Origin of the sequence: Alicyclobacillus sendaiensis NBRC 100866 (assembly GCF_001552675.1) — a bacterium.
Classification (GTDB): domain Bacteria; phylum Bacillota; class Bacilli; order Alicyclobacillales; family Alicyclobacillaceae; genus Alicyclobacillus; species Alicyclobacillus sendaiensis.
In genome coordinates this window covers 58,591-77,032 of record NZ_BCRQ01000003.1, presented here as the reverse complement: position 1 = coordinate 77,032, position 18,442 = coordinate 58,591, and the positions used below count along the sequence as shown (strand labels likewise).

At 65.5% G+C, this 18,442-nt stretch carries 15 protein-coding genes; 12 read left to right on the top strand and 3 right to left on the bottom strand.

The window, feature by feature from the left end:
* Positions 1-82 precede the first annotated feature (82 nt).
* The 6 genes from AS26_RS01345 (at position 83) to AS26_RS01320 (ending at position 9,002) form a co-directional block, all read left to right on the top strand.
* Positions 83-1,510 carry an APC family permease gene (locus AS26_RS01345; RefSeq protein ID WP_062305516.1) on the top strand — a complete coding sequence of 476 codons (1,428 nt, stop codon included), beginning with the start codon at positions 83-85 and terminating at the stop codon, positions 1,508-1,510.
* Positions 1,511-1,577: 67 nt separating this feature from the next.
* A complete protein-coding gene (locus AS26_RS01340; RefSeq protein ID WP_062305514.1) occupies positions 1,578-2,312 on the top strand; it encodes an urea amidolyase associated protein UAAP1 in 735 nt (244 codons plus the stop codon).
* 15 nt (positions 2,313-2,327) lie between these two features.
* Complete coding sequence (locus AS26_RS01335) at positions 2,328-2,981, top strand: urea amidolyase associated protein UAAP2 (protein ID WP_062305513.1); 654 nt, start codon at positions 2,328-2,330, stop codon at positions 2,979-2,981.
* Positions 2,982-3,014: 33 nt separating this feature from the next.
* Positions 3,015-6,620: an urea carboxylase gene (uca, locus tag AS26_RS01330; protein ID WP_062305511.1), complete on the top strand. Its 3,606-nt coding sequence runs from the start codon at positions 3,015-3,017 to the stop codon at positions 6,618-6,620.
* A gap of 1 nt (position 6,621) precedes the next feature.
* A complete protein-coding gene (gene atzF / locus AS26_RS01325) occupies positions 6,622-8,322 on the top strand; it encodes an allophanate hydrolase (protein WP_062305510.1) in 1,701 nt (566 codons plus the stop codon).
* Between the two features lie 413 nt (positions 8,323-8,735).
* Entirely contained in the window at positions 8,736-9,002 is a 267-nt protein-coding gene (locus AS26_RS01320; protein ID WP_062305508.1) for a hypothetical protein, read from the top strand.
* Between the two features lie 10 nt (positions 9,003-9,012).
* On the opposite strand, the gene AS26_RS01315 is transcribed toward AS26_RS01320, so the two are convergent.
* From AS26_RS01315 to AS26_RS01305, 3 genes are all read right to left on the bottom strand, one after another.
* Positions 9,013-10,308, bottom strand: a complete 1,296-nt coding sequence (locus AS26_RS01315; RefSeq protein WP_062305507.1) for an MFS transporter — start codon at positions 10,306-10,308, stop codon at positions 9,013-9,015.
* A 39-nt stretch (positions 10,309-10,347) separates the two neighbouring features.
* The gene (locus tag AS26_RS01310; RefSeq protein ID WP_062305505.1) at positions 10,348-11,724 is read right to left on the bottom strand and encodes a methyl-accepting chemotaxis protein; all 1,377 of its coding nucleotides are present in this window, start codon (positions 11,722-11,724) and stop codon (positions 10,348-10,350) included.
* A gap of 125 nt (positions 11,725-11,849) precedes the next feature.
* Positions 11,850-12,764, bottom strand: a complete 915-nt coding sequence (locus AS26_RS01305; protein ID WP_062305504.1) for an acetamidase/formamidase family protein — start codon at positions 12,762-12,764, stop codon at positions 11,850-11,852.
* Between the two features lie 129 nt (positions 12,765-12,893).
* On the opposite strand from AS26_RS01305, the gene AS26_RS14810 reads away from it, so the two are divergent.
* The 6 genes from AS26_RS14810 (at position 12,894) to AS26_RS01280 (ending at position 18,441) form a co-directional block, all read left to right on the top strand.
* Complete coding sequence (locus tag AS26_RS14810) at positions 12,894-13,019, top strand: hypothetical protein (protein ID WP_281176927.1); 126 nt, start codon at positions 12,894-12,896, stop codon at positions 13,017-13,019.
* A gap of 147 nt (positions 13,020-13,166) precedes the next feature.
* Positions 13,167-14,057: a phosphodiester glycosidase family protein gene (locus tag AS26_RS01300; protein WP_062305533.1), complete on the top strand. Its 891-nt coding sequence runs from the start codon at positions 13,167-13,169 to the stop codon at positions 14,055-14,057.
* 18 nt (positions 14,058-14,075) lie between these two features.
* The gene (locus AS26_RS01295) at positions 14,076-15,065 is read left to right on the top strand and encodes a PQQ-binding-like beta-propeller repeat protein (RefSeq protein WP_062305502.1); all 990 of its coding nucleotides are present in this window, start codon (positions 14,076-14,078) and stop codon (positions 15,063-15,065) included.
* Positions 15,066-15,187: 122 nt separating this feature from the next.
* Positions 15,188-15,763 carry a signal peptidase I gene (gene lepB, locus AS26_RS01290; RefSeq protein ID WP_245629542.1) on the top strand — a complete coding sequence of 192 codons (576 nt, stop codon included), beginning with the start codon at positions 15,188-15,190 and terminating at the stop codon, positions 15,761-15,763.
* A gap of 15 nt (positions 15,764-15,778) precedes the next feature.
* Positions 15,779-16,759 carry an aldo/keto reductase gene (locus AS26_RS01285; RefSeq protein WP_062305499.1) on the top strand — a complete coding sequence of 327 codons (981 nt, stop codon included), beginning with the start codon at positions 15,779-15,781 and terminating at the stop codon, positions 16,757-16,759.
* Positions 16,760-16,803: 44 nt separating this feature from the next.
* Positions 16,804-18,441 carry a peptide chain release factor 3 gene (locus tag AS26_RS01280; protein WP_062305497.1) on the top strand — a complete coding sequence of 546 codons (1,638 nt, stop codon included), beginning with the start codon at positions 16,804-16,806 and terminating at the stop codon, positions 18,439-18,441.
* Position 18,442 lies beyond the last annotated feature (1 nt).

Here is an 18,442-nt window from a genome sequence, read left to right as displayed (position 1 = left end):
CGTTCTTGGGTTTTTGTCCCTTTTTCGTTCCCGGACGCGCGAGTATGTTAAAAAATCTAACACAAAGTGAGGTGGGTTCCCTGTGGAGGATTCCGTGGCCTTTGTCGACGCCGCTCGCCTCGAGCACCTGGGCTACCGCCAACAGTTGAGCCGGAAACTCAGCTTGCGCGACGTGGTGGGACTCGCCATTGCGAACGTGTCTCCAACCATGGCCGTCTTGCTCCTGACCTCCGGCGTGTTTTCCATCGGCGGCACGTTTGCCATCGGGGCGGATGTGATTCTGGGCGCCGTCGTGATCCTCATCTCGATGTGCCTGGCGGAATTGGGATCCATGTTTCCGGTGGCGGGCGGCATGTACTCGCTGGTGCGCTTCGTCCTGCCCGCGCCTCTCGCCTTCGTGACGCTTTTCAATTACTTGATTCAGGGCGTCATCCTGCCGGCGAGCATCGCGCTTGGCATTGGCCAGTTCGTCAAGGACCTGTTTCCTCATCTGGGGCTGTCGGAGCCGGCCATCGCCCTCATCTCCGTGGCCGTCGCCGTGGGCATTGGTGTCGTCCGCGTGGAACTGGGCGCGTACGTGACCATGGCGATGGTGTTCGTGGAGTTGCTCGTGTTATCGACGGTCACCGTGGCCGCCTGGATCCACCCGCACCAGTCGCTCTGGAGCGTGACCTTTCACCCGGTGTATCTCGACGGCAGTGCTCTTCGCCCCGTGACCCTCGGGATGATGGCGGCGAGCCTCGCGCCCGCCTTCAACATCATCAATGGCTATGACGCCACGCTCGGGTTTGCCGAGGAACTGGTGGGCGGGCCGAAAAAACTCGCGCGCGCCGTCATCACCGCCGCCACCACCGCTGCCATCGCCATCGTCGTGCCCCTGACCTCGGCCGTCGTCACGGCGCCGCATTTAAAATCGTTCTTCGGCGCCGCAAGCCCGGTCATCTACGCGGTGGAATCGTCCCTCGGGCCGAATTTCCGGATTGTTCTGGATATCGGCGTCTGCATCGCGCTGTTCAACTCGATGTTGGTCTACTTCATGTACTTCGGCCGCGTGTTCTACACCACCGGGCGCGACGGCCTGTGGTGGCGCTGGGCCAATCGGCGGATCGGCCACGTGAATCGGTTCAAGGCGCCAGGGCTCTGCGTGCTCCTGCTCGGCCTGCCGACCGCCGCACTCCTTTTCATGAGCCAACTGAACTGGCTCATCATCTTCTCCGGCACAGTCACGACGGTCGTGTACTTTTTCATCGGCCTGGCTGCCCTGTGGAGCCGAGTCAAGTACCGGCACGACGCGCGCCCCTATCGGATGCCCGCCTGGCCTCTGGCGCCGGTGGTGGTGACCTTGTTCACCGCCTTCGCCATCGTCACGCAGGAAGGCCAGTACCTGTTCGGCGAGGCGGTGCTCGCGGCTGCGTCCCTCGCGTGTTACGCGCTGTCGCGCTGGGTCTGGCGATCCCGCCGGGCGGCGGATGGCGAGGCCGAGTGGCCAGAGGACGCCGTCAGCGGTTAATTCAACCTCATTCATCTCCAGCTAGCACGCACACCGATTTCTGCTTGAAGAAGGAGGTCTCCCGCAGATGTCCATGGCGCTCTCGTCGTTCACCCCGCTCTACACCATCTCCATCCCGTCGGGCGGCCGCTGGTCCATGCGCATCGGCCGCGGCAAGCGCCTGGTGGTGCGCGCCGAAGGCGCCGGTGCGAACGCCGCCCTGTGGCTCTACCGCGCGGATCATCCCGCGGAGCGCCTGAACGTGCCCGACACGCTCAAGGCTCAGCACACGGCGAAGATCTCGCTCTACGACGTGCTGATGAGCGACGAAGGGCGCGCGATGGCGACCGTCGTGCACGACACCGTCGGCTGGCACGATCCGCTCTCCGGCGTAGAGACCAGGGCGGACGTCGATCGCCGCTACGGGGAAACCAACTTCCAGCGCCATCGCAACGCCATGCTTCGTTCCGGCTACGAGAATGTCGTGAAGGAGCTCGTGCGCAACGGCCTGGACGCGGGCGATCTCGTCCCGCCCATCAACCTGTTCTCCAAGGTGTGGTGCGACGAGTCCGGCAGGATGCACTTCGTCGCGGAGTTTGCGCCCAAGGGGAGCGAGGTGGGGCTTCGCATGGAGATGGACGTGATCGCCATCTTGAGCAACACGCCGCATCCGCTCGACCCGCGCAGGCCGTATCCGTCCGTGCCGCTCACGCTCGCCGTGTATCAGGACGAACCGACGGACCCGCGGGATCCGCGCCTCAAGACGGACGAGGCGCGCAGAGCGATGGAAAACACCGTCTGGCAATACGCGCTCTTGCGCTGAACGAGGAGGATGACCATGCCATCTCTTGCATTCGACCGCCGTCGCGACGCGGTCACGGCCGACACGCGGCTGGTCCTGCCGAGTGGGGAAGGGTTTATGTGCACGCTGCAGCCGGGCGATGTGTTGCGCATTGTGGATCTCGAGGGGAACCAGGCCGTTGACACGCTGTTCTTTGACGCGGACCGGCCCTATGACCACTACAGCGCTGTGAAGACCATCGCGGAGCAGGGCAACATCTACCTGACGACGGGGTCGGTGCTTCTCACCGAGTCCGGCAGGCCGCTCGTGCGAATAGTCGAGGACACGTGCGGGCGGCACGACACGCTGGGCGGAGCGTGCTCGGCGCAGAGCAACACGGTTCGCTACGGGCACGACAAGGTGCACATGCACAACTGCCGCGACACCTTCATGATGCAGATCGCCATGCACGAGCCGCGGTTGGCGAAGCGCGATCTCGCCCCCAACGTGAATTTCTTCATGAACGTGCCGGTGACGCCCGACGGCGGCCTGGAATTCGCCGACGGCATCTCGGGACCGGGCCGCTACGTGGAGATGGAGGCGATGACCCGCGTGCTGGTGCTCATGAGCAATTGCCCGCAGCTGAACAACCCGTGCAACGCGTACAACCCGACGCCGGTCGAGATCGTCATCTGGCGGCGCGGCGCCTGAGCGAAGTCCCACGTGTGAGTGAGGAGGATATCGATGTTTCGCAAAGTGTTGATCGCCAACCGCGGCGCCATCGCGGTACGCATCATCCGCACGCTGAAGAAGATGGGGATTGCCTCTGTGGCCGTGTACACCACCGCGGACGAGGACAGCCTGCACGTCGATTTGGCCGACGAGGCCATCTGGATTGGCGAAGGGCCGGTGCAGGACTCCTACGTCAACGCGGAGCGGATCCTCGGCGCGGCGCAGCAGTCGGGCGCCGACGCCATTCACCCGGGCTACGGGTTTCTGAGCGAGAACGCGGCCTTTGCAAGGCAGTGCGCCGAGCGCGGGCTGGTGTTCATCGGCCCGGAACCCGAGCAGATCGAGAAGTTCGGCTACAAGCACGTCGCGCGCGACGTGGCGCGGCGGGCGGGCGTCCCGCTTTTGCCGGGGAGCGATCTCGTCCACGACCTCGACGAGCTGCGCCGCGTGTGCGCAGGTATTGGCTATCCCGTCATTCTCAAGAGCACGGCGGGCGGCGGAGGCATCGGCATGCGCGTAGTGGAGCGCGAGGACGCGCTCGCGGACGCCTTCGAGAGCGTGCAGCGTCTGGCCGGTCAGCACTTCCGCGACAACGGCGTGTTTGTCGAGAAGTACGTGCCGCGCGCCCGCCACATCGAGGTACAGATCTTCGGCAACCGGCAAGGAGAGCTCGTGGCCATCGGCGAGCGCGACTGCACACTGCAGCGGCGCAACCAAAAAGTGGTGGAAGAGTGCCCGGCGCACGTGCTCTCCGACGAGACGCGCCGGCGCCTGCACGAGGCTGCGCTGTCCGTGGCGCGGGCCGTGGGCTACCGGAGCGCCGGAACCGTGGAGTTCTTGTACGATCCGTCGTCCGCATCCTTCTACTTCCTTGAGGTCAACACCCGCCTGCAGGTCGAGCACGGCGTGACGGAAGAGGTGTACGGGATCGATCTCGTCGAGTGGATGATCCGCGAGGCGGCGGGCGAGTTGACCGACCTGCGGGCGCACCTCCCCGAGCCCGCGGGCCACAGCATCCAGGTGCGCGTGTATGCTGAGGACCCGAGTCGCGAGTTTCGCCCGTGCGCCGGCCGGGTGGATGGCGTGGTCTGGCCTGAGGGCGCGCGCGTGGAGACGTGGATCGACAAGGGCGTGACGGTGAGCCCCTATTACGATCCCCTGCTCGCGAAGATCATCGTCCACGGCGCATCGCGCGCCGAGGCGGTTCAGGCGCTGCGGGGGGCGCTCGGCGAGGCGCGGGTGTACGGTTTGCAGAACAACCTTCGCTATCTGCGCGCCATCGCAGGCTCGGAGGCGTTTGCCACGGGGGAGGTCTACACGAAGTGGCTCGAGGGGTTTGAGGCGCCGGAGCGCGCGCTGGAGGTGCTGGACGGCGGTCTGCAGACGACGGTGCAGGACCTTCCGGGCCGCCTCGGCCTGTGGGATGTCGGCGTTCCCCCGTCGGGGCCCATGGACGCGCTGTCCATGCGCATCGGCAACCGCCTGCTCGGCAATCCGGACGGCGCGCCCGCGCTCGAATTGACACTCCGGGGCGGGTCGTATGCGTTTCGAGACGACGTCTGGGTGTGCCTCACGGGCGCGGACATGGGGGCGGAACTCGACGGCGAACCGGTGCCGCGTTATCGCCCGGTGCTCGCGCGCCGCGGGCAGGTCCTGCGCTTTGGGCAGTCTGCGGCTGGCTTGCGCGCCTATCTGTGCGTGCAAGGCGGGTTCGATGTGGCGCCTGTGCTCGGCAGCGCCTCCACGTTTGCCCTCGGCGGATTCGGAGGGCACGGCGGCCGGGCGCTCGTCGCCGGCGACGTGGTGGGGATTGGCCCCGCCTCGGGAGAGGTGGCGGCCCAAGGGGTCACGCCTCCTCAGTTCGGGCGCGTCTGGGAGCTCGGCGTGGTGCCGGGCCCGCACTGCACGCCCGAGTTCTTGCCCCCCTCGTACCTGGAGATGCTCACGTCCACCGACTGGACGGTCCACTTCAACAGCTCGCGCACAGGCATTCGCCTGAGCGGTCCGGCGCCGGTCTGGGCGCGGGAGGATGGCGGCGACGCGGGCCTTCACCCGTCCAACCTGCACGACAACCCGTACGCCATCGGATCGCTCAACCTGACGGGCGATCTCGCCGTCCTCTTGGGCCAGGACGGCCCGAGCCTCGGCGGGTTTGTCTGCCCCGTCACCACGCCCGCCGCGGAGATGTGGAAAATCGGGCAACTTCGCCCCGGCGACACCGTCCGCTTCCGCCTGCTCAGCCTCGATCAGGCGCGGGCATTGGACGCCGTGCAGGCGCAGTGTCTCGCGGATATCGCGCAAATGGGCAAAGCGTACGACGTGCCCTTGCCCGACATGCCGTTTTCGTCGTTCGCCGAGGCCGCGGAAGCCGCCTACCTCGCGCGCGAAAGCGAAGGACACGCGTTTCCCGTCTGCATCCGCGCCGCAGGGGACGAGTACGTCCTCGTCGAATTCGGCGACATGGAGCTCGACTTGCGGTACCGGTTCCAGGTGCACCTGCTCATGGAGGCCATCCGCACAACCGGCGACATCCCGTGGATTGACCTGACGCCGGGGATCCGGTCCCTGCAAATCCACTTCGACCGCGCTCGCACGACGAGCGAAGAGGTGGCGCGCCGCGTGCTGCAACTCGACGCCGGGCTGCCGGATCTGTCGAGCGCCCGGGTGCCTTCCCGCATCGTGCGCATGCCGCTTTCGTTCGACGATCCGTCGGTGCAACTCGCCATCGAGCGGTACCAGAAGAACGTCCGGCCGGACGCGCCCTGGTGCCCGAGCAACATCGATTTCATGCGGCGCGTGAACGGCCTCGAGCGCATTGAAGACGTGCGGCGGATCGTGTTTGAGGCGAAGTATTTGGTACTCGGGCTCGGCGACGTGTACCTGGGCGCGCCCGCTGCCACGCCGGTGGATCCCAGGCACCGCCTGGTGACGACTAAGTACAACCCGGCGCGCACGTGGACGCCCGAGAACGCGGTGGGCATCGGCGGCTCGTACATGTGCATCTACGGCATGGAGAGCCCGGGGGGGTATCAGCTCTTCGGCCGCACGCTGCAGATCTGGAACACGTTCCGGCAGACGAAATCGTTCCGGGACGGGAAGCCGTGGCTCTTGCGCTTCTTCGATCAGGTCGAGTTCTACCCGGTCGCGCCGGAGGAACTGGAGGCGATGCGGAAGAAGTTTGTGCGCGGGCGCTACGACATCGAGATTGAGGAGACGGAATTCGATCTCGGCGCGTACCTCGCGTTCCTCGAGGAGATTCGAGACGACGCGGCGTCGTTCAAGGCGCGGCAAAAGCAGGCGTTCCACGAGGAATTGGAGCGGTGGAAGGCCATGGGGCTCGCCGCGTACACGAGCGAGGCCGCGGTCGAGGACGAGGAGCCGGAGGACGATGGCCTGACGGTGCTCCGCGCGCAGATGCCGGGAAGCGTGTGGAAGGTGCACGTCGCGCCGGGGCAGATGATCCGGCCCGGCGACACCATCGCCGTGATCGAGAGCATGAAGATGGAGTTTCCGGTCGAGGCCACCTGCGCGGGCGTGGTGCGCACGGTGCACGTGCGCCCAGGGCAGGAGCTGAGGCCCGGCGGACCGATTGTGGGCATCGAGGAGGTGTCGGCTTAGCATGATGACCGTGGACGCGCTTCGGCGCGCGTACCGGACCGGGCGTCTCACGCCGGCGGACGTGATGGACGAACTCATCCGCGCGGCGGAGGCACACGCCGCGTGGAACGTTTGGATCACGCCGCCCTCGTGGGCGCGGCTGGAGCCGTATCTCAAGGCGCTGCGCGAAGAGGAGATGGACGAAAAGCCGCTTTGGGGCATTCCGTTTGCGGTGAAGGACAACATCGACGTGGCGGGTGTGCCGACCACGGCCGCCTGTCCGGCGTTTGCGTACACGCCGGCGCAACACGCGGCGGTGGTGGAGCGGCTCGTGCGGGCGGGCGCCATTCCGGTGGGCAAGACTAACCTGGATCAGTTCGCAACGGGTCTCGTCGGCACGCGCAGCCCGTACGGCGAAGTCGCGAACGCGCGCCATCCCGAGTGGGTGAGCGGCGGATCGTCGAGCGGGTCGGCGGTCGCGGTGGCGCTCGGCATGGTGCCGTTTGCACTCGGGACGGACACGGCGGGGTCCGGGCGCGTGCCGGCCGCCTTGAATGGCGTGATTGGCTACAAACCTCGCGTCGGCGGCTGGCCGAACGACGGCGTGGTGCCCGCGTGCCGGAGCATCGACTGCGTGAGCGTCTTCACGCGGTCGGTCGCGGACGCGGCCGCGGTGCAGGCGGTCATCGCGCCAGCGCCGGCTGCGCAGGGCGCGCCGGATCGCGTGGTGGTGCCGAGCGGGATGGCGACGTGGTTCGGGCCGAAGGCGGACGGCTTTCGCCGCGCCTTTGCTTGCGCGGTGGCTCGGCTCGAGGAGGCCGGCGTGCCCGTCGTCGAAGAGAGCCTGCCGGAGCTCTACGAGGCGAGCGCGATGCTCTACGAGGGCCCCTGGATTGCGGAGCGGTGGGCGAGCCTCGGGGCGTTTGTGGAGGCGCATCCGGACGACGTGCTGCCCGTCACGCGGGCCATCCTCGCGTCCGGCCGGGATCGCCTGGCGGCCGATCTCTTCCGCGCGCAGCACCGGCTCTTGGAGCTGCGCCGCTCCGTGGAAGAGAAACTGCGCGGCGCCGCGCTCCTCATGCCGACCGTCGGCGGCACGTGGACGAGGGAAGAGGCGCGGCAAGACCCATTCGGCACCAATCGGGCGCTCGGCGCGTACACGCATCACGCGAACCTCCTTCATCTGGCCGGATTGTCGTTGCCATGCGGAAACGTGGACGACACGCCGTTTGGCGTGACCTTGTACGTCCCCCAGCAGCGCGAGGCTGAGCTTCTCGCCGCGGCGCGCTGGTGGGTCGATCTCGCCGAGGACGTGATCGCGCAGAACGGCGAGGCGGAATTCGTCGCGGTTTGCGGCCTGCACATGCGCGGTATGCCGCTCAACCACGAGTTGGTCGATCTCGGCGCGGAGTTCGTCGGCGTGTCGCGCACGGCGCCCGCGTATCGCCTTTACCTGCTTGACACCGAACCGGTGAAGCCCGGCCTTGTGCGTGCGGTGGACGGTGCGGAGGTGGAGTTGGAGCTCTGGAAGCTGCCTCGGCGCGCGTGGTCAGCTTTTGTGCAGAAGGTCCATCATCCCCTGGCGCTCGGGAAAATCCTTCTTGCCGACGGGCGAGAGGTGACGGGGTTCGTCTGCGAGGCGGGGGCGCCACGGCGCGAGGACATCACGGCGTATGGCGGATACCGTGCGTGGTGCGAGCGGGGCAGGGCGGTCATCTCGTGAACGGCCGCGGGGCGCCGAGACGGCGCCCTCACTTTCATCCGTTGATGCCGCTTGACTTGGAGAGCCCGCGCAGAATGGGCCGGCGAAACAGAATGAAGAGCGCGATCATCGGCAGCGTCGCGAACATCGCGGCGGCGGAGAGACCTTGCCAGTCCCCGCGCCCAACAAGATCACGGCGGATGCTGTGCCGAGAACGGCGTTTCGTCCCACCAGAATGCTCCCCCTTCGAATGTCCGAATCTTGGCTCAAGACCATCTTGAGACGTGCGTTTCAAGGGAGGCTTGTGGTTTTGTGAAGGGGTTGTAAGAAGTCTGTATGTTTTGTTCATGGTCTTTCGGTGCGGAGATCGGTTTTCAGAGTGACGCAGGTACGGGCCTTTGGGGCATGCTAAGCGAGCGAGGGGGGAGCGAGCGGTGGAGAAGGGCATCCAATCCACGAAAAAACAGTCGCCCATAACGGAGGCTCAGAACGCCGTTGCACAGGCGGAGCGCGCAGCAAAACAGGCGCTTTCGCACACCAACCGAACGAACGTCATGTCTGCTGAGGAGGCGTTTGTGCAAGCGCAGCACGCCGTCGATGGCGCCGACGGATCGTCGAATCCCCAGGTTGTGGCATCGCTCCACGATCACCTGAACCGCGTCCGCGCCGCGCTTGACGATGCACAAGCGCAACAACCGTGAGGCCTTGGCTTCACGGTTGCCTCATTTTTCTGGTCTTCCGCATGCCGATAGGGGCGCGTTTCGTCAGGAGCGGATGGGACTCGATGTGCCGGTAGTCGGGCGTCGCATACAGGGCAGCGAACGATCCGGCCACACCCGCGCCGCAGACAAGCAGGAGCAACTCGGGTGCGACGCCCTGCTGGAGAATCCACGAGGACAGCGCATAGCTGATGGGCGTGAACCCGACGCTGACGAGCATCAGGACGGACATGACGCGGCCGAGTTTTTCTTCCGGGATGCTGCTCTGTAAAAACGCGAGGAAGGGGATATTGACGATGCTCATGAGGATGCCCACGAGGCCGAGCGCAGCCATCCCCTCGAGGGGCACCTGCCAGTAGCCGACCGTCGCCATGGCCAGGCCCATGAGCGCACCGCACATGCCAATCCAGATGAGCTTGTCCTGAAACCCTTTGAGCAGGGCGACGATGATCCCGCCGACAATGGACCCGACGCCGAGCGCGGACTGGTATTCGCCAAGGACCGCACCTGTCCAACCTCTGGCGTGGATGATGACCGGCACGCCGATGCTCAGCGGGCCGATGCAGAACAGATTCACGACGAAGCTCAGGCACATCACAATGAGCAGAAGGCGGATCTGCGCCACAAATTTGAGGCCGTCCCCGATGTCGCGCAGAACGGCGGAGACGCCTTGGACGGGTTCTTGAAGGCCGCCGTGCGCGCGAAGGCGAAGCCACAACACGGTGACGGCCGCAACGGCGAACACAAAGGCCACCACGACGAACATCAGCCGGTAGTCCCGCTGTGCCAACAGGACGGCCGCGAGAACCGGCCCCACCACCGTGCTCGCCTGCTGGACGGTCTGGACGAAGCTCGAGGCCTGCGCCACGTGCTCCTCCTCGACGGCGGTCTGCACGATGGACGAGGTCGCCGGGTAATAGAACGAGTCGATCACGCCGAACAACACGGCCATGAGGTCAATGGCCCAGAGTGGCGCTCGCGGGCCAAAAAGCGCGATGCGCAGGGCAAAGGCGGCCAGGACGGCTGCGCGCGCGGCGAGCGAAATCCCCATGATCCACTTTCGGCTGACCCGGTCCGCGATGGCCCCGCCGACCAACATGAAGATGACGCGCGGCACGGAGGCGAGCGTCATGGTGGCGCCGAGCGCGAGCTGGGAGCCCGTGATGGTCAGGGTGTACCAACTCAAGATGGTGAAATACGCATTGTCACCGCCCACCGAAAACAACGAGCCCAAGACAAGGATCCACAGATTGCGCTCGCGCACAAGCCGCCTGTCCAGATTCAGCAATGCCTCTGCACCACCTTGCCCGATGGATCACTCTCCCGTCTAAATATACACATCCGCCCCGATGCAGCCAACCACTTTTTGGTCATGGATGATCGGCACGCTCACCGTGATGCAGCGCCTTCGCCTCTGCGCCGAGACGTACGGCGCCGATATGTACGGCTCTCCAGCCAGCGCGGCCTGAAACCACGGCCTCTGCGAGGCGCTCAGGAGGCCTGCGGGCGGATCCGAGAAGATGAACGACCCGTCTGATCGATTCAACCAGATGGATCCCAAGCGGTGCTCGTTCTTCAGAGCGAGAAGCGCCGCCTTGACCGATTCGCCCTCCAGGTCCGAAGCGCGCAGCCGACCGGAGACGGCTGCCAACGCGGTTTTGAGCGCTTCCAAGCCTTCGGTGTCGATGGGCATCGCCGCGGGCGCGAACGCCTCGAATGCCGCCATCTCCTCCGCCAATTCGCCGGACGTCTCCCGTAGGTGGGATGCGACCTGCGTGAGCCGATCGACCTGCTGCCTCGTGGCCGCGTTTTGTGCCATGAGCGACACGAGATCGCTCGTGGCATCCCGCATCGACGTCTGCGCCTGTCTCACGCCGCGTTCAGCGTCCGTCAGATGGTGGAACGCGCGGTCCGCCGCGGCCCGGGTATGCTTCGCGTCAGAGGCCATGTTCGCCACTTGCTCGCGCATGGCTGAGAAAAAGCGTTCCAAATGATGTAAGGCTGTGGTGCCGAGCTCCGACGCCGACTGAGCTTCGGCGCCGATGGCGGTCAGGGCGTCGAGCTGAGACTGGATGCTTGCGAAGTTGTTCGAGCTTTTGCGGAGCGCGTCCTTGGCTTGCTCCGCGAGACGGCGCACTTCGTCTGCGATCACGGCGAAACCGCGGCCGTGCTGGCCCGCGTGCGCCGCCTCGATGGTCGCATTCAGCGAGATCAGCGAGGTCTGTTCGCTGATGCTGCGGATGGCCTCGTGCACGGCCCGGATGCGATGGAGACCTGCGAGCATGTCTGACACGCGCGCATTGTTGTCTTCGATGGCGTCGGCAAGCTTTTGCAGCGTGCGCATGGCGTCCCGCACGCGCTCCAAGAGACCGGGCACGCTCGCCTCCAGGTCTTCCGCCTGGCGCGTGATGCGCTCCATTGAGGCCTGAGCGTCCGAAAAGGTTTCGAACGCAGCGCGAACGTGTCGGACAGATGCGTCCAGATCCTCGACGGCGAGCGTCGCTCGCTCACACGTGCGCACCTCGGTCGACTCCGCGCGCTCCGCAAGTTGAACGAGTTCCCGGACGGATTGGTCTACGGCGGCGGTGGTGGCGTCCAACCTGTCGGCCGTCATGCGAATGGCCGCCAGGAGTTCCTGGGTGAGCGGCGGATGGGACTGGGCCCCGCTGTCCACGTCACGATGGCGCCGAAGAAGCGTCCACAAGGCGACCCACTCCTACCAAATGTCATATTTGATTTCATTATGAGGCGAATGATGGCGGGGTATCAAGAAGATTTGGGAGGTAAGCTGACAAGTCGGCGAGCGCACCTGCGCTCGCCGAGACATCGTCAGACGGGGAGAGGCACGCGCAGCTGACGGAGCAGGTCGCGATCGATCTCCATGCGCGCCGTCTTCAGGGGATCGACGACTTGGCAGATGCGCAGCCGGCCGACTGCACTCAGCAACATGCACGCGTCGGCGAGATGGAGGTGACTCGCGGCCGAAAGCCACTCGGCGGCCCGTTTCGTCGCCAGCTCGGCCGCCTCATCCAGGGTGGGCGCGGAGGCGATGATGCTGACATCGTCCTCTGACACGACCATCGGCGCTGGGCACCTCACATCTCGAAGAACTTCCAGTCGGACCGTCACACGGCCGGCGATTTCCACGCCGGACACGCCCACCTCGCCGTCGCCCATGGCCGCGTGGAGATCGCCGAGCGCGAACAGAGCGCCCGGCACGGCGACGGGGAGCAGCAGCACCGCGCCAGCGGTGATGCGCGTGCAGTCCATGTTGCCGCCGTGATCGCCGGGCGTCCCGCAAGGGATGGCCCCTGCTGCCGGGGCCACGCCGATGACACCGATCATCGGTCGGAGAGGCGCGCGCACGCCTCCGGGCAAGACGACCTCGCCTTGGTCGATCTCGACAAACCGAATCGCGTTCTCGGAGAGGTGTGCGCCCATCACGCCGAGATGGGGACCGGTGGTCATGATGCCTCGCTTGGCGAGTTGGAGGTCCAAGATGTGGACCGCGAGAAGGTCCCCCGGCGCCGCGCCCTGCACGTGGATGGGGCCGGTGGCGGGATTGATGCGGCTCCAGTCGAGCGTGCCAAAGTCCTGGTCCTCTCGCTGGATCTGATTCTCGAAGCAGTCGCACGTCTCGATGTGCACCAGCGCGCCATCCGGAACGGACAGGGCCGGAGGATGAGACGGCGCGAAGGAATACACGATGTTGCGGGAATCCAAGGAGTACACCGCGGTCGACATGAAATTCCTCCTCTCGGATTTGGGCCTTCAAGGTGCTTTGGCGCTCCTCCATGTCTTTGACACTTGCGCCGAATTCACCTGCGAGCCTTTCGAAGGCCGCGGCATACTAACGGCGAAGGAGGGATGAGGGTGTCCAACAGTCGACACGAGTCGAAGCCGCTGCACAACGACGCCAACAAAACGCTGCCGACAGAAGAGCGGGACGAGCGCATCCCGGGTGAAAAGCTGCGGGCGAAACTCGGCAAGAAGAAGTGAAGCCGGGCGCGTGGGGGGGCTTCCTCCACGCGCTTTGTCATGGGCGGGTTCGGCTCGGCCGTTGGGCAGGGATTGGCCACCCTCCTGGCGAATGGATGGATGGGGATTTGACGCCCATCGGCTGTGGGCGATGTGAAGGTGAGCGGCGTGATCGCAAGGAAGCGTGTGGCGGCTCTCGCTTTGGCCCTCTATCTGGCGCTCGTCGGCTGTATCGCGTCATACGTGTACCGGTGGAATGAGCCGCAGCCGAGGGTGCAAAACCGCGTGGTCCGCGTGGCGAGTCCGGCGCCCCCAAGCCCCCAGCTGGACCTGCCGGTCTTCGGCGCGCCGACGTACAAGCCGGCCGAAGCGCCGTCCGGCATGCGCCTGTCCGTGATTCACGAGCCGACGTTCACGGCGTACGTGCTCTGGGTGCGGGACCCGCGGCGGGTGGAAATCGTGGAGACGCGCTATCCGGGGGTCGTGGGGGAAACGGTCGAACAGTTCGTGAACGACTGGCACGCCGTCGCGGGGATCAATGGCGGATCGTTCACGGATACCAACTGGCGCGGGACCGGAGGGCTCGTGCAGGGGATTGTCATCAGCAACGGGCGCGTTCTCCAGCGCGCGAGCGGTTCGGAGCCCATCGTGGGCTTCACGGCGGAGGGGCGTCTCCTCTCCGGCACCTACACCCTCGCGGAATTGCAGGCGATGGGCGTCACGCAGGCGCTCATGTTCGGGCCCACGCTCGTGCAAGGGGGCGTGAACCAGATCCAGGGCGCAGGCGACTGGGGCTATGCGCCGCGGACCGCGATAGGTCAGACGGCGGATGGGACCGTGATTCTGATGGTCACCGACGGCCGCGAGCTGCATGGGCCCGCGGACATCGGCGCGAGCCTCGGTGACATCGCGCGGCTCATGATCTCGCTCGGCGCCGTGACGGCGGCGAATCTGGACGGCGGCTCGTCGGCGACCCTCGTCTACGACGGCCGCCTGATCAACCAGCCCACAGACATCCTGGGCGAGCGATACATCGGCACGGCCGTGATCGTCAAGTAGACTGAAAGAGGTAGGCGTGTGAAGCTGAAGTCGCTGGGCATGTATCTGACGATGTTGGCGGGGGCTGCACTGGCCCTGTGGGGAGCCGAGGTGATTGCCCGATCTCGTCCGGCGCCCATCCGTTGGCACACGGTTCTGGTCCACGAGGCGCCCAAAGCCCCCGTGCTCGAGACGCCGCTTCGGGCGCAAAACGCCGCGCTCGAGCGGGCGATGTCGTGGGATCCGAGCCCTTCCCGGCTGGCGGCGTTCGCCGTCGAGCCGAAGGGCGAGCTTGGGGTGTTCGACCTGCGGACGGGAGACAGCCTGGCGAGCCTTCGCTTCTCTTCGGGCCTCAAGAGCGCGGTGTGGGTGAGCGACAGGCTCATCCTCCTTCTCACCGGTGACGGGCAACTGGAGACGTACGACGTGTGGAATCGCCAACTGAGATGGATTGCTGCGCTTCATGCGCCCGCGGGCATGGTCTGGCGCGCCGTGGCCTGGAGCGGTTACACGAACGACTTGTACGTCATCTACGCCGGCTCCTGGGGCAACGAGGTCTACTACTTTGACACGAACGAGCACATGTACGCCGAGTCCATCGGCGACCTGTCCGTCCGCCAGGCCTACGACGGGGCCACGGATGTCACGCTGTACCTGGTCGACGCGCGCCATCGCCTGTGGGCGGACCAGAACGGCCTCCTTCGCCTCGTGGCCTCTCACGTGGCGCTCATTCGCGGCGCCGGAAATACCGTCTATTGCGCAGACCTCGACGCGCAGGGAAAGGCCGTCGCCGTCCGCGCGTACGACGGCCGCGCGTGGACGACCTTGTGCCGCTTGCCTTCCCCTGTATCTCCCTCGAGCCTGGTGGTCGATCACGCCGGCCACACGTACATCGTGAGCCGAGGCTTCATCGAGGACACCTCGGATCGGGTGGCGCGGGCGCCCGAAGGAGCGGTTCTTCTCGCTTCGCAGAGCCAAGACGCGGTGGTGGCCGTCCGCAAAAGCGCGTACGGGGTCGTGATCGATTGAGGTTGGCCTGCGTCGGGCGAAGTTCGCGATGTGAAGCCGAGGTGGATGTCGTATAATGTTGGGCGACTGCCGAGGCGGCCTTCCGCGTAGCTTCGGACATGACAGAGCAGGGAAGTGGCAACGTGGAACAGCAACAACCGATGGAAGAGAGGCCGAAGCGCAACTGGTTCTCTGGGCTCTTGTTGCCCATCCTGATTGGTGTGGGCATCGCCATGGCGCTTCGGATGTGGGTCGTGAGCCCCGCGCGAGTGCCGTCCGCTTCAATGTACCCCACCATCCCTGCGACGAGCTCCCGGAATTTCGCGTACGTGATTGTCAACAAGCTGGCGACGGAGCTTTGGCCCATCCACCGCGGGGAGGTGGTCGTGTTTCACTGGCCGGACGATCCGAGCGAGCTCTTCGTGAAGCGCGTGATCGGCTTGCCTGGGGACACGGTGACGGTGACGTCCAACGCTGTGTACATCAACGGCAAGAAGTTGGTTGAGAACAATCCGGACATTTCGAAGTACAACGGCACCGTCGTCGGGACGTGGAAGGTGCCGCCGGGGTGCTACTTCATGCTGGGCGACAACCGGCCCATCTCCGACGACAGCAGGCTCTGGGTGCACAAGTTCGTGCCGCGCTCCATGATCGTCGGTGAGGCGGAATTCGTGGTCTATCCGTTCAACAAAATGAGCGTCATCTCTCAACACGTCTGAGAGGAGTGAGCGCAGATGCAGTACGTGCGCCTCGGCAAGACGGGGCTTGAGGTTTCTCGCATTTGCCTCGGCTGCATGAGCTATGGGGATCCGGAGCGCGGTACGCACCCGTGGGTGCTGCGGGAGGAGGAGGCGCGCCCCTTTATCCGCAGGGCGCTCGATCTCGGCATCAACTTCTTCGACACGGCGAACGTGTACTCGCTCGGCGCCAGCGAGGAGATCTTGGGCCGCGCGCTGCGGGACTTCGTCCGGCGGGACGAGGTCGTGATCGCCACCAAGGTGCACGGGCGCATGCGCCCGGGGCCGAACGGCGGTGGTCTGTCGCGCAAACACATCATGGAAGCCATTGACGCCAGCCTGCGGCGCTTGGGCACGGATTACGTGGACTTGTACCAGATCCATCGGTTTGATCCGAACACGCCGGTTGAGGAGACGATGGAGGCCTTGCACGACGTGGTCAAGGCGGGCAAGGCGCGGTACATCGGCGCTTCGTCAATGTACGCGTGGCAGTTTTTGAAGCTGCAGCACGCCGCCGAATTGCACGGGTGGACGAAGTTCGTCTCGATGCAGAACTACTACAATCTCCTGTATCGAGAGGAAGAGCGGGAGATGATGCCGCTCTGTCAGGCGGATGGCATTGGCGTCATCCCGTGGAGTCCGCTCGCGCGCGGCCGGCTGACGCGGGACTGGGATACGCGCACGGCGAGATCGGAGACAGACGAGTTCGGGAGGAAGCTGTACGCGCTGACGGAGGAGAGCGACAGGCGCATTGTCGAACGGGTGAAGGAGGTGGCCACGCGCCGCGGCGTGCCCATGGCGCAGGTGGCGCTTTCGTGGGTGCTGTCGAAGCCGTTCGTGACGGCGCCCATCATCGGGGCGACTAAGCTCCACCACCTGGAGGACGCCGTGGCGGCGCTGGAGTTGCAGCTGACGCCCGACGAGATCGCCCTGCTCGAGGAAAACTACGTGCCGCACCCGGTCCTGGGCCATCAGTGACGCAGACCGGTTCATCACATCGGATGAAAGGGGCGCGGTGAAGGATGTCCGTGGAACTGCGAAGTCAGGAGGCGCTCCTCGACGAGGGCTCGCGCTACGCGAATCGGCGAACGTTTGCCATCATCTCGCACCCGGACGCGGGCAAGACGACGCTGACCGAGAAGTTGCTCCTGTTCGGCGGCGCCATCCGCGAGGCGGGCGCCGTCAAGGGGCGCAAGGCGCGGCGGCATGCGACGAGCGACTGGATGGAGATTGAGAAGCAGCGCGGCATTTCGGTCACCTCGACCGTGCTGCAGTTCGACTACATGGGGTGTCGGCTGAACCTGCTCGACACGCCGGGCCACGAAGATTTTAGCGAGGACACGTACCGCACGCTCGCGGCGGCCGACAGCGCGGTCATGCTCATCGACGCGGCGAAGGGCGTGGAGCCGCAGACCATCAAGCTGTTCGAGGTCTGCCGGATGCGCGGCATCCCCATTTTCACGTTTATCAACAAGCTCGACCGCCACGGCAAAGATCCATTCGAGCTCATGGAAGAAATTGAGCGCGTGCTCGGGATCCGCTCCTGCCCGGTCACCTGGCCCATCGGCATGGGTCCCGACTTTCAGGGCATCTATCACCGCATGGAGGGCCGGTTCGAGCGCTTCACGACGCGGGGAGAGGACATGACGTCTCTCGAGGTGCCGGACGTGAACGATCCGGCCCTCGCGGAGGCGCTCGGCGAAACCCTCTGGCGAAAGCTCAAGGACGACATCGAACTGCTCGATGTCGCGGGAGACCCCTTCGATGCGGATCTCGTCCGGCAAGGGAAGCTGACGCCGATGTACTTCGGCAGCGCGATTGCCAACTTCGGCGTCGCGTCGTTTCTTGAATCGTTCATCCGACTCGCGCCCGCGCCCGGCCCGCGCGAAACCCTCGACGGCGTGGTGCGCCCGGACGATCCCGTCTTCACCGGTTTCGTCTTCAAAATTCAGGCCAACATGAATCCTGCGCACCGCGACCGCGTCGCCTTTGTCCGCATCTGCTCGGGCAAGTTCGCGCGCGGCATGACGGTGACGCACGTGCGCACCGGCAAGCGCCTCGCCCTCACGCAGCCGCAGCAGTTTTTTGGGCAGGAGCGCGAGACCGTCGACGAGGCCTACGCCGGCGACATCATCGGCATCCACGACCCTGGGCTGTTCCGCATCGGCGACACGCTCGCTGAACGAGGCAGCGTGGAATTTCCGCCGCTGCCCTCGTTTTCGCCGGAGCACTTCGCGCGGGTCTCGGTGCCCAACGCGATGAAGTACAAGCAATTTCACAAAGGAATCGCCGAACTGTCGGAAGAGGGCGCTGTGCAGGTCTTTCGCCAGGCCAACCGCACGGAGGATCTGATCCTCGGCGCCGTGGGCCAGCTCCAGTTCGACGTGTTCGTCTATCGCATGAAACACGAGTACGGCGTCGACGTGGAGATGATCCGCCTGCCGTACCAGTTCGCCCGCTGGCTCGAGTCCGACGAGCCCGTCGAGCACCTTCAGTTCGACCGATACGCGACGCTTGTGGTGCGTGATCGCGACGGGCGCACGGTGCTCTTGTTCCAGACTGAGTTCGCGATGCAGTGGCTCTTGGACAAAAATCCGAACGTCCGCCTGCACAAGACGTCGTTCGAGTTGGACGCGTCCCGAGGGCGGCCGAGGGGGTGAG

Coding starts and splice junctions, on each gene's coding strand:
- AS26_RS01285 (WP_062305499.1), top strand. CDS start 15,779: ATGCAGTACGTGCGCCTCGGCAAGACGGGGCTTGAGGTTTCTCGCATT.
- AS26_RS01305 (WP_062305504.1), bottom strand. CDS start 12,764: ATGTCGACCGCGGTGTACTCCTTGGATTCCCGCAACATCGTGTATTCC.
- AS26_RS01335 (WP_062305513.1), top strand. CDS start 2,328: ATGCCATCTCTTGCATTCGACCGCCGTCGCGACGCGGTCACGGCCGAC.
- AS26_RS01280 (WP_062305497.1), top strand. CDS start 16,804: ATGTCCGTGGAACTGCGAAGTCAGGAGGCGCTCCTCGACGAGGGCTCG.
- AS26_RS01340 (WP_062305514.1), top strand. CDS start 1,578: ATGTCCATGGCGCTCTCGTCGTTCACCCCGCTCTACACCATCTCCATC.
- atzF (WP_062305510.1), top strand. CDS start 6,622: ATGATGACCGTGGACGCGCTTCGGCGCGCGTACCGGACCGGGCGTCTC.
- uca (WP_062305511.1), top strand. CDS start 3,015: ATGTTTCGCAAAGTGTTGATCGCCAACCGCGGCGCCATCGCGGTACGC.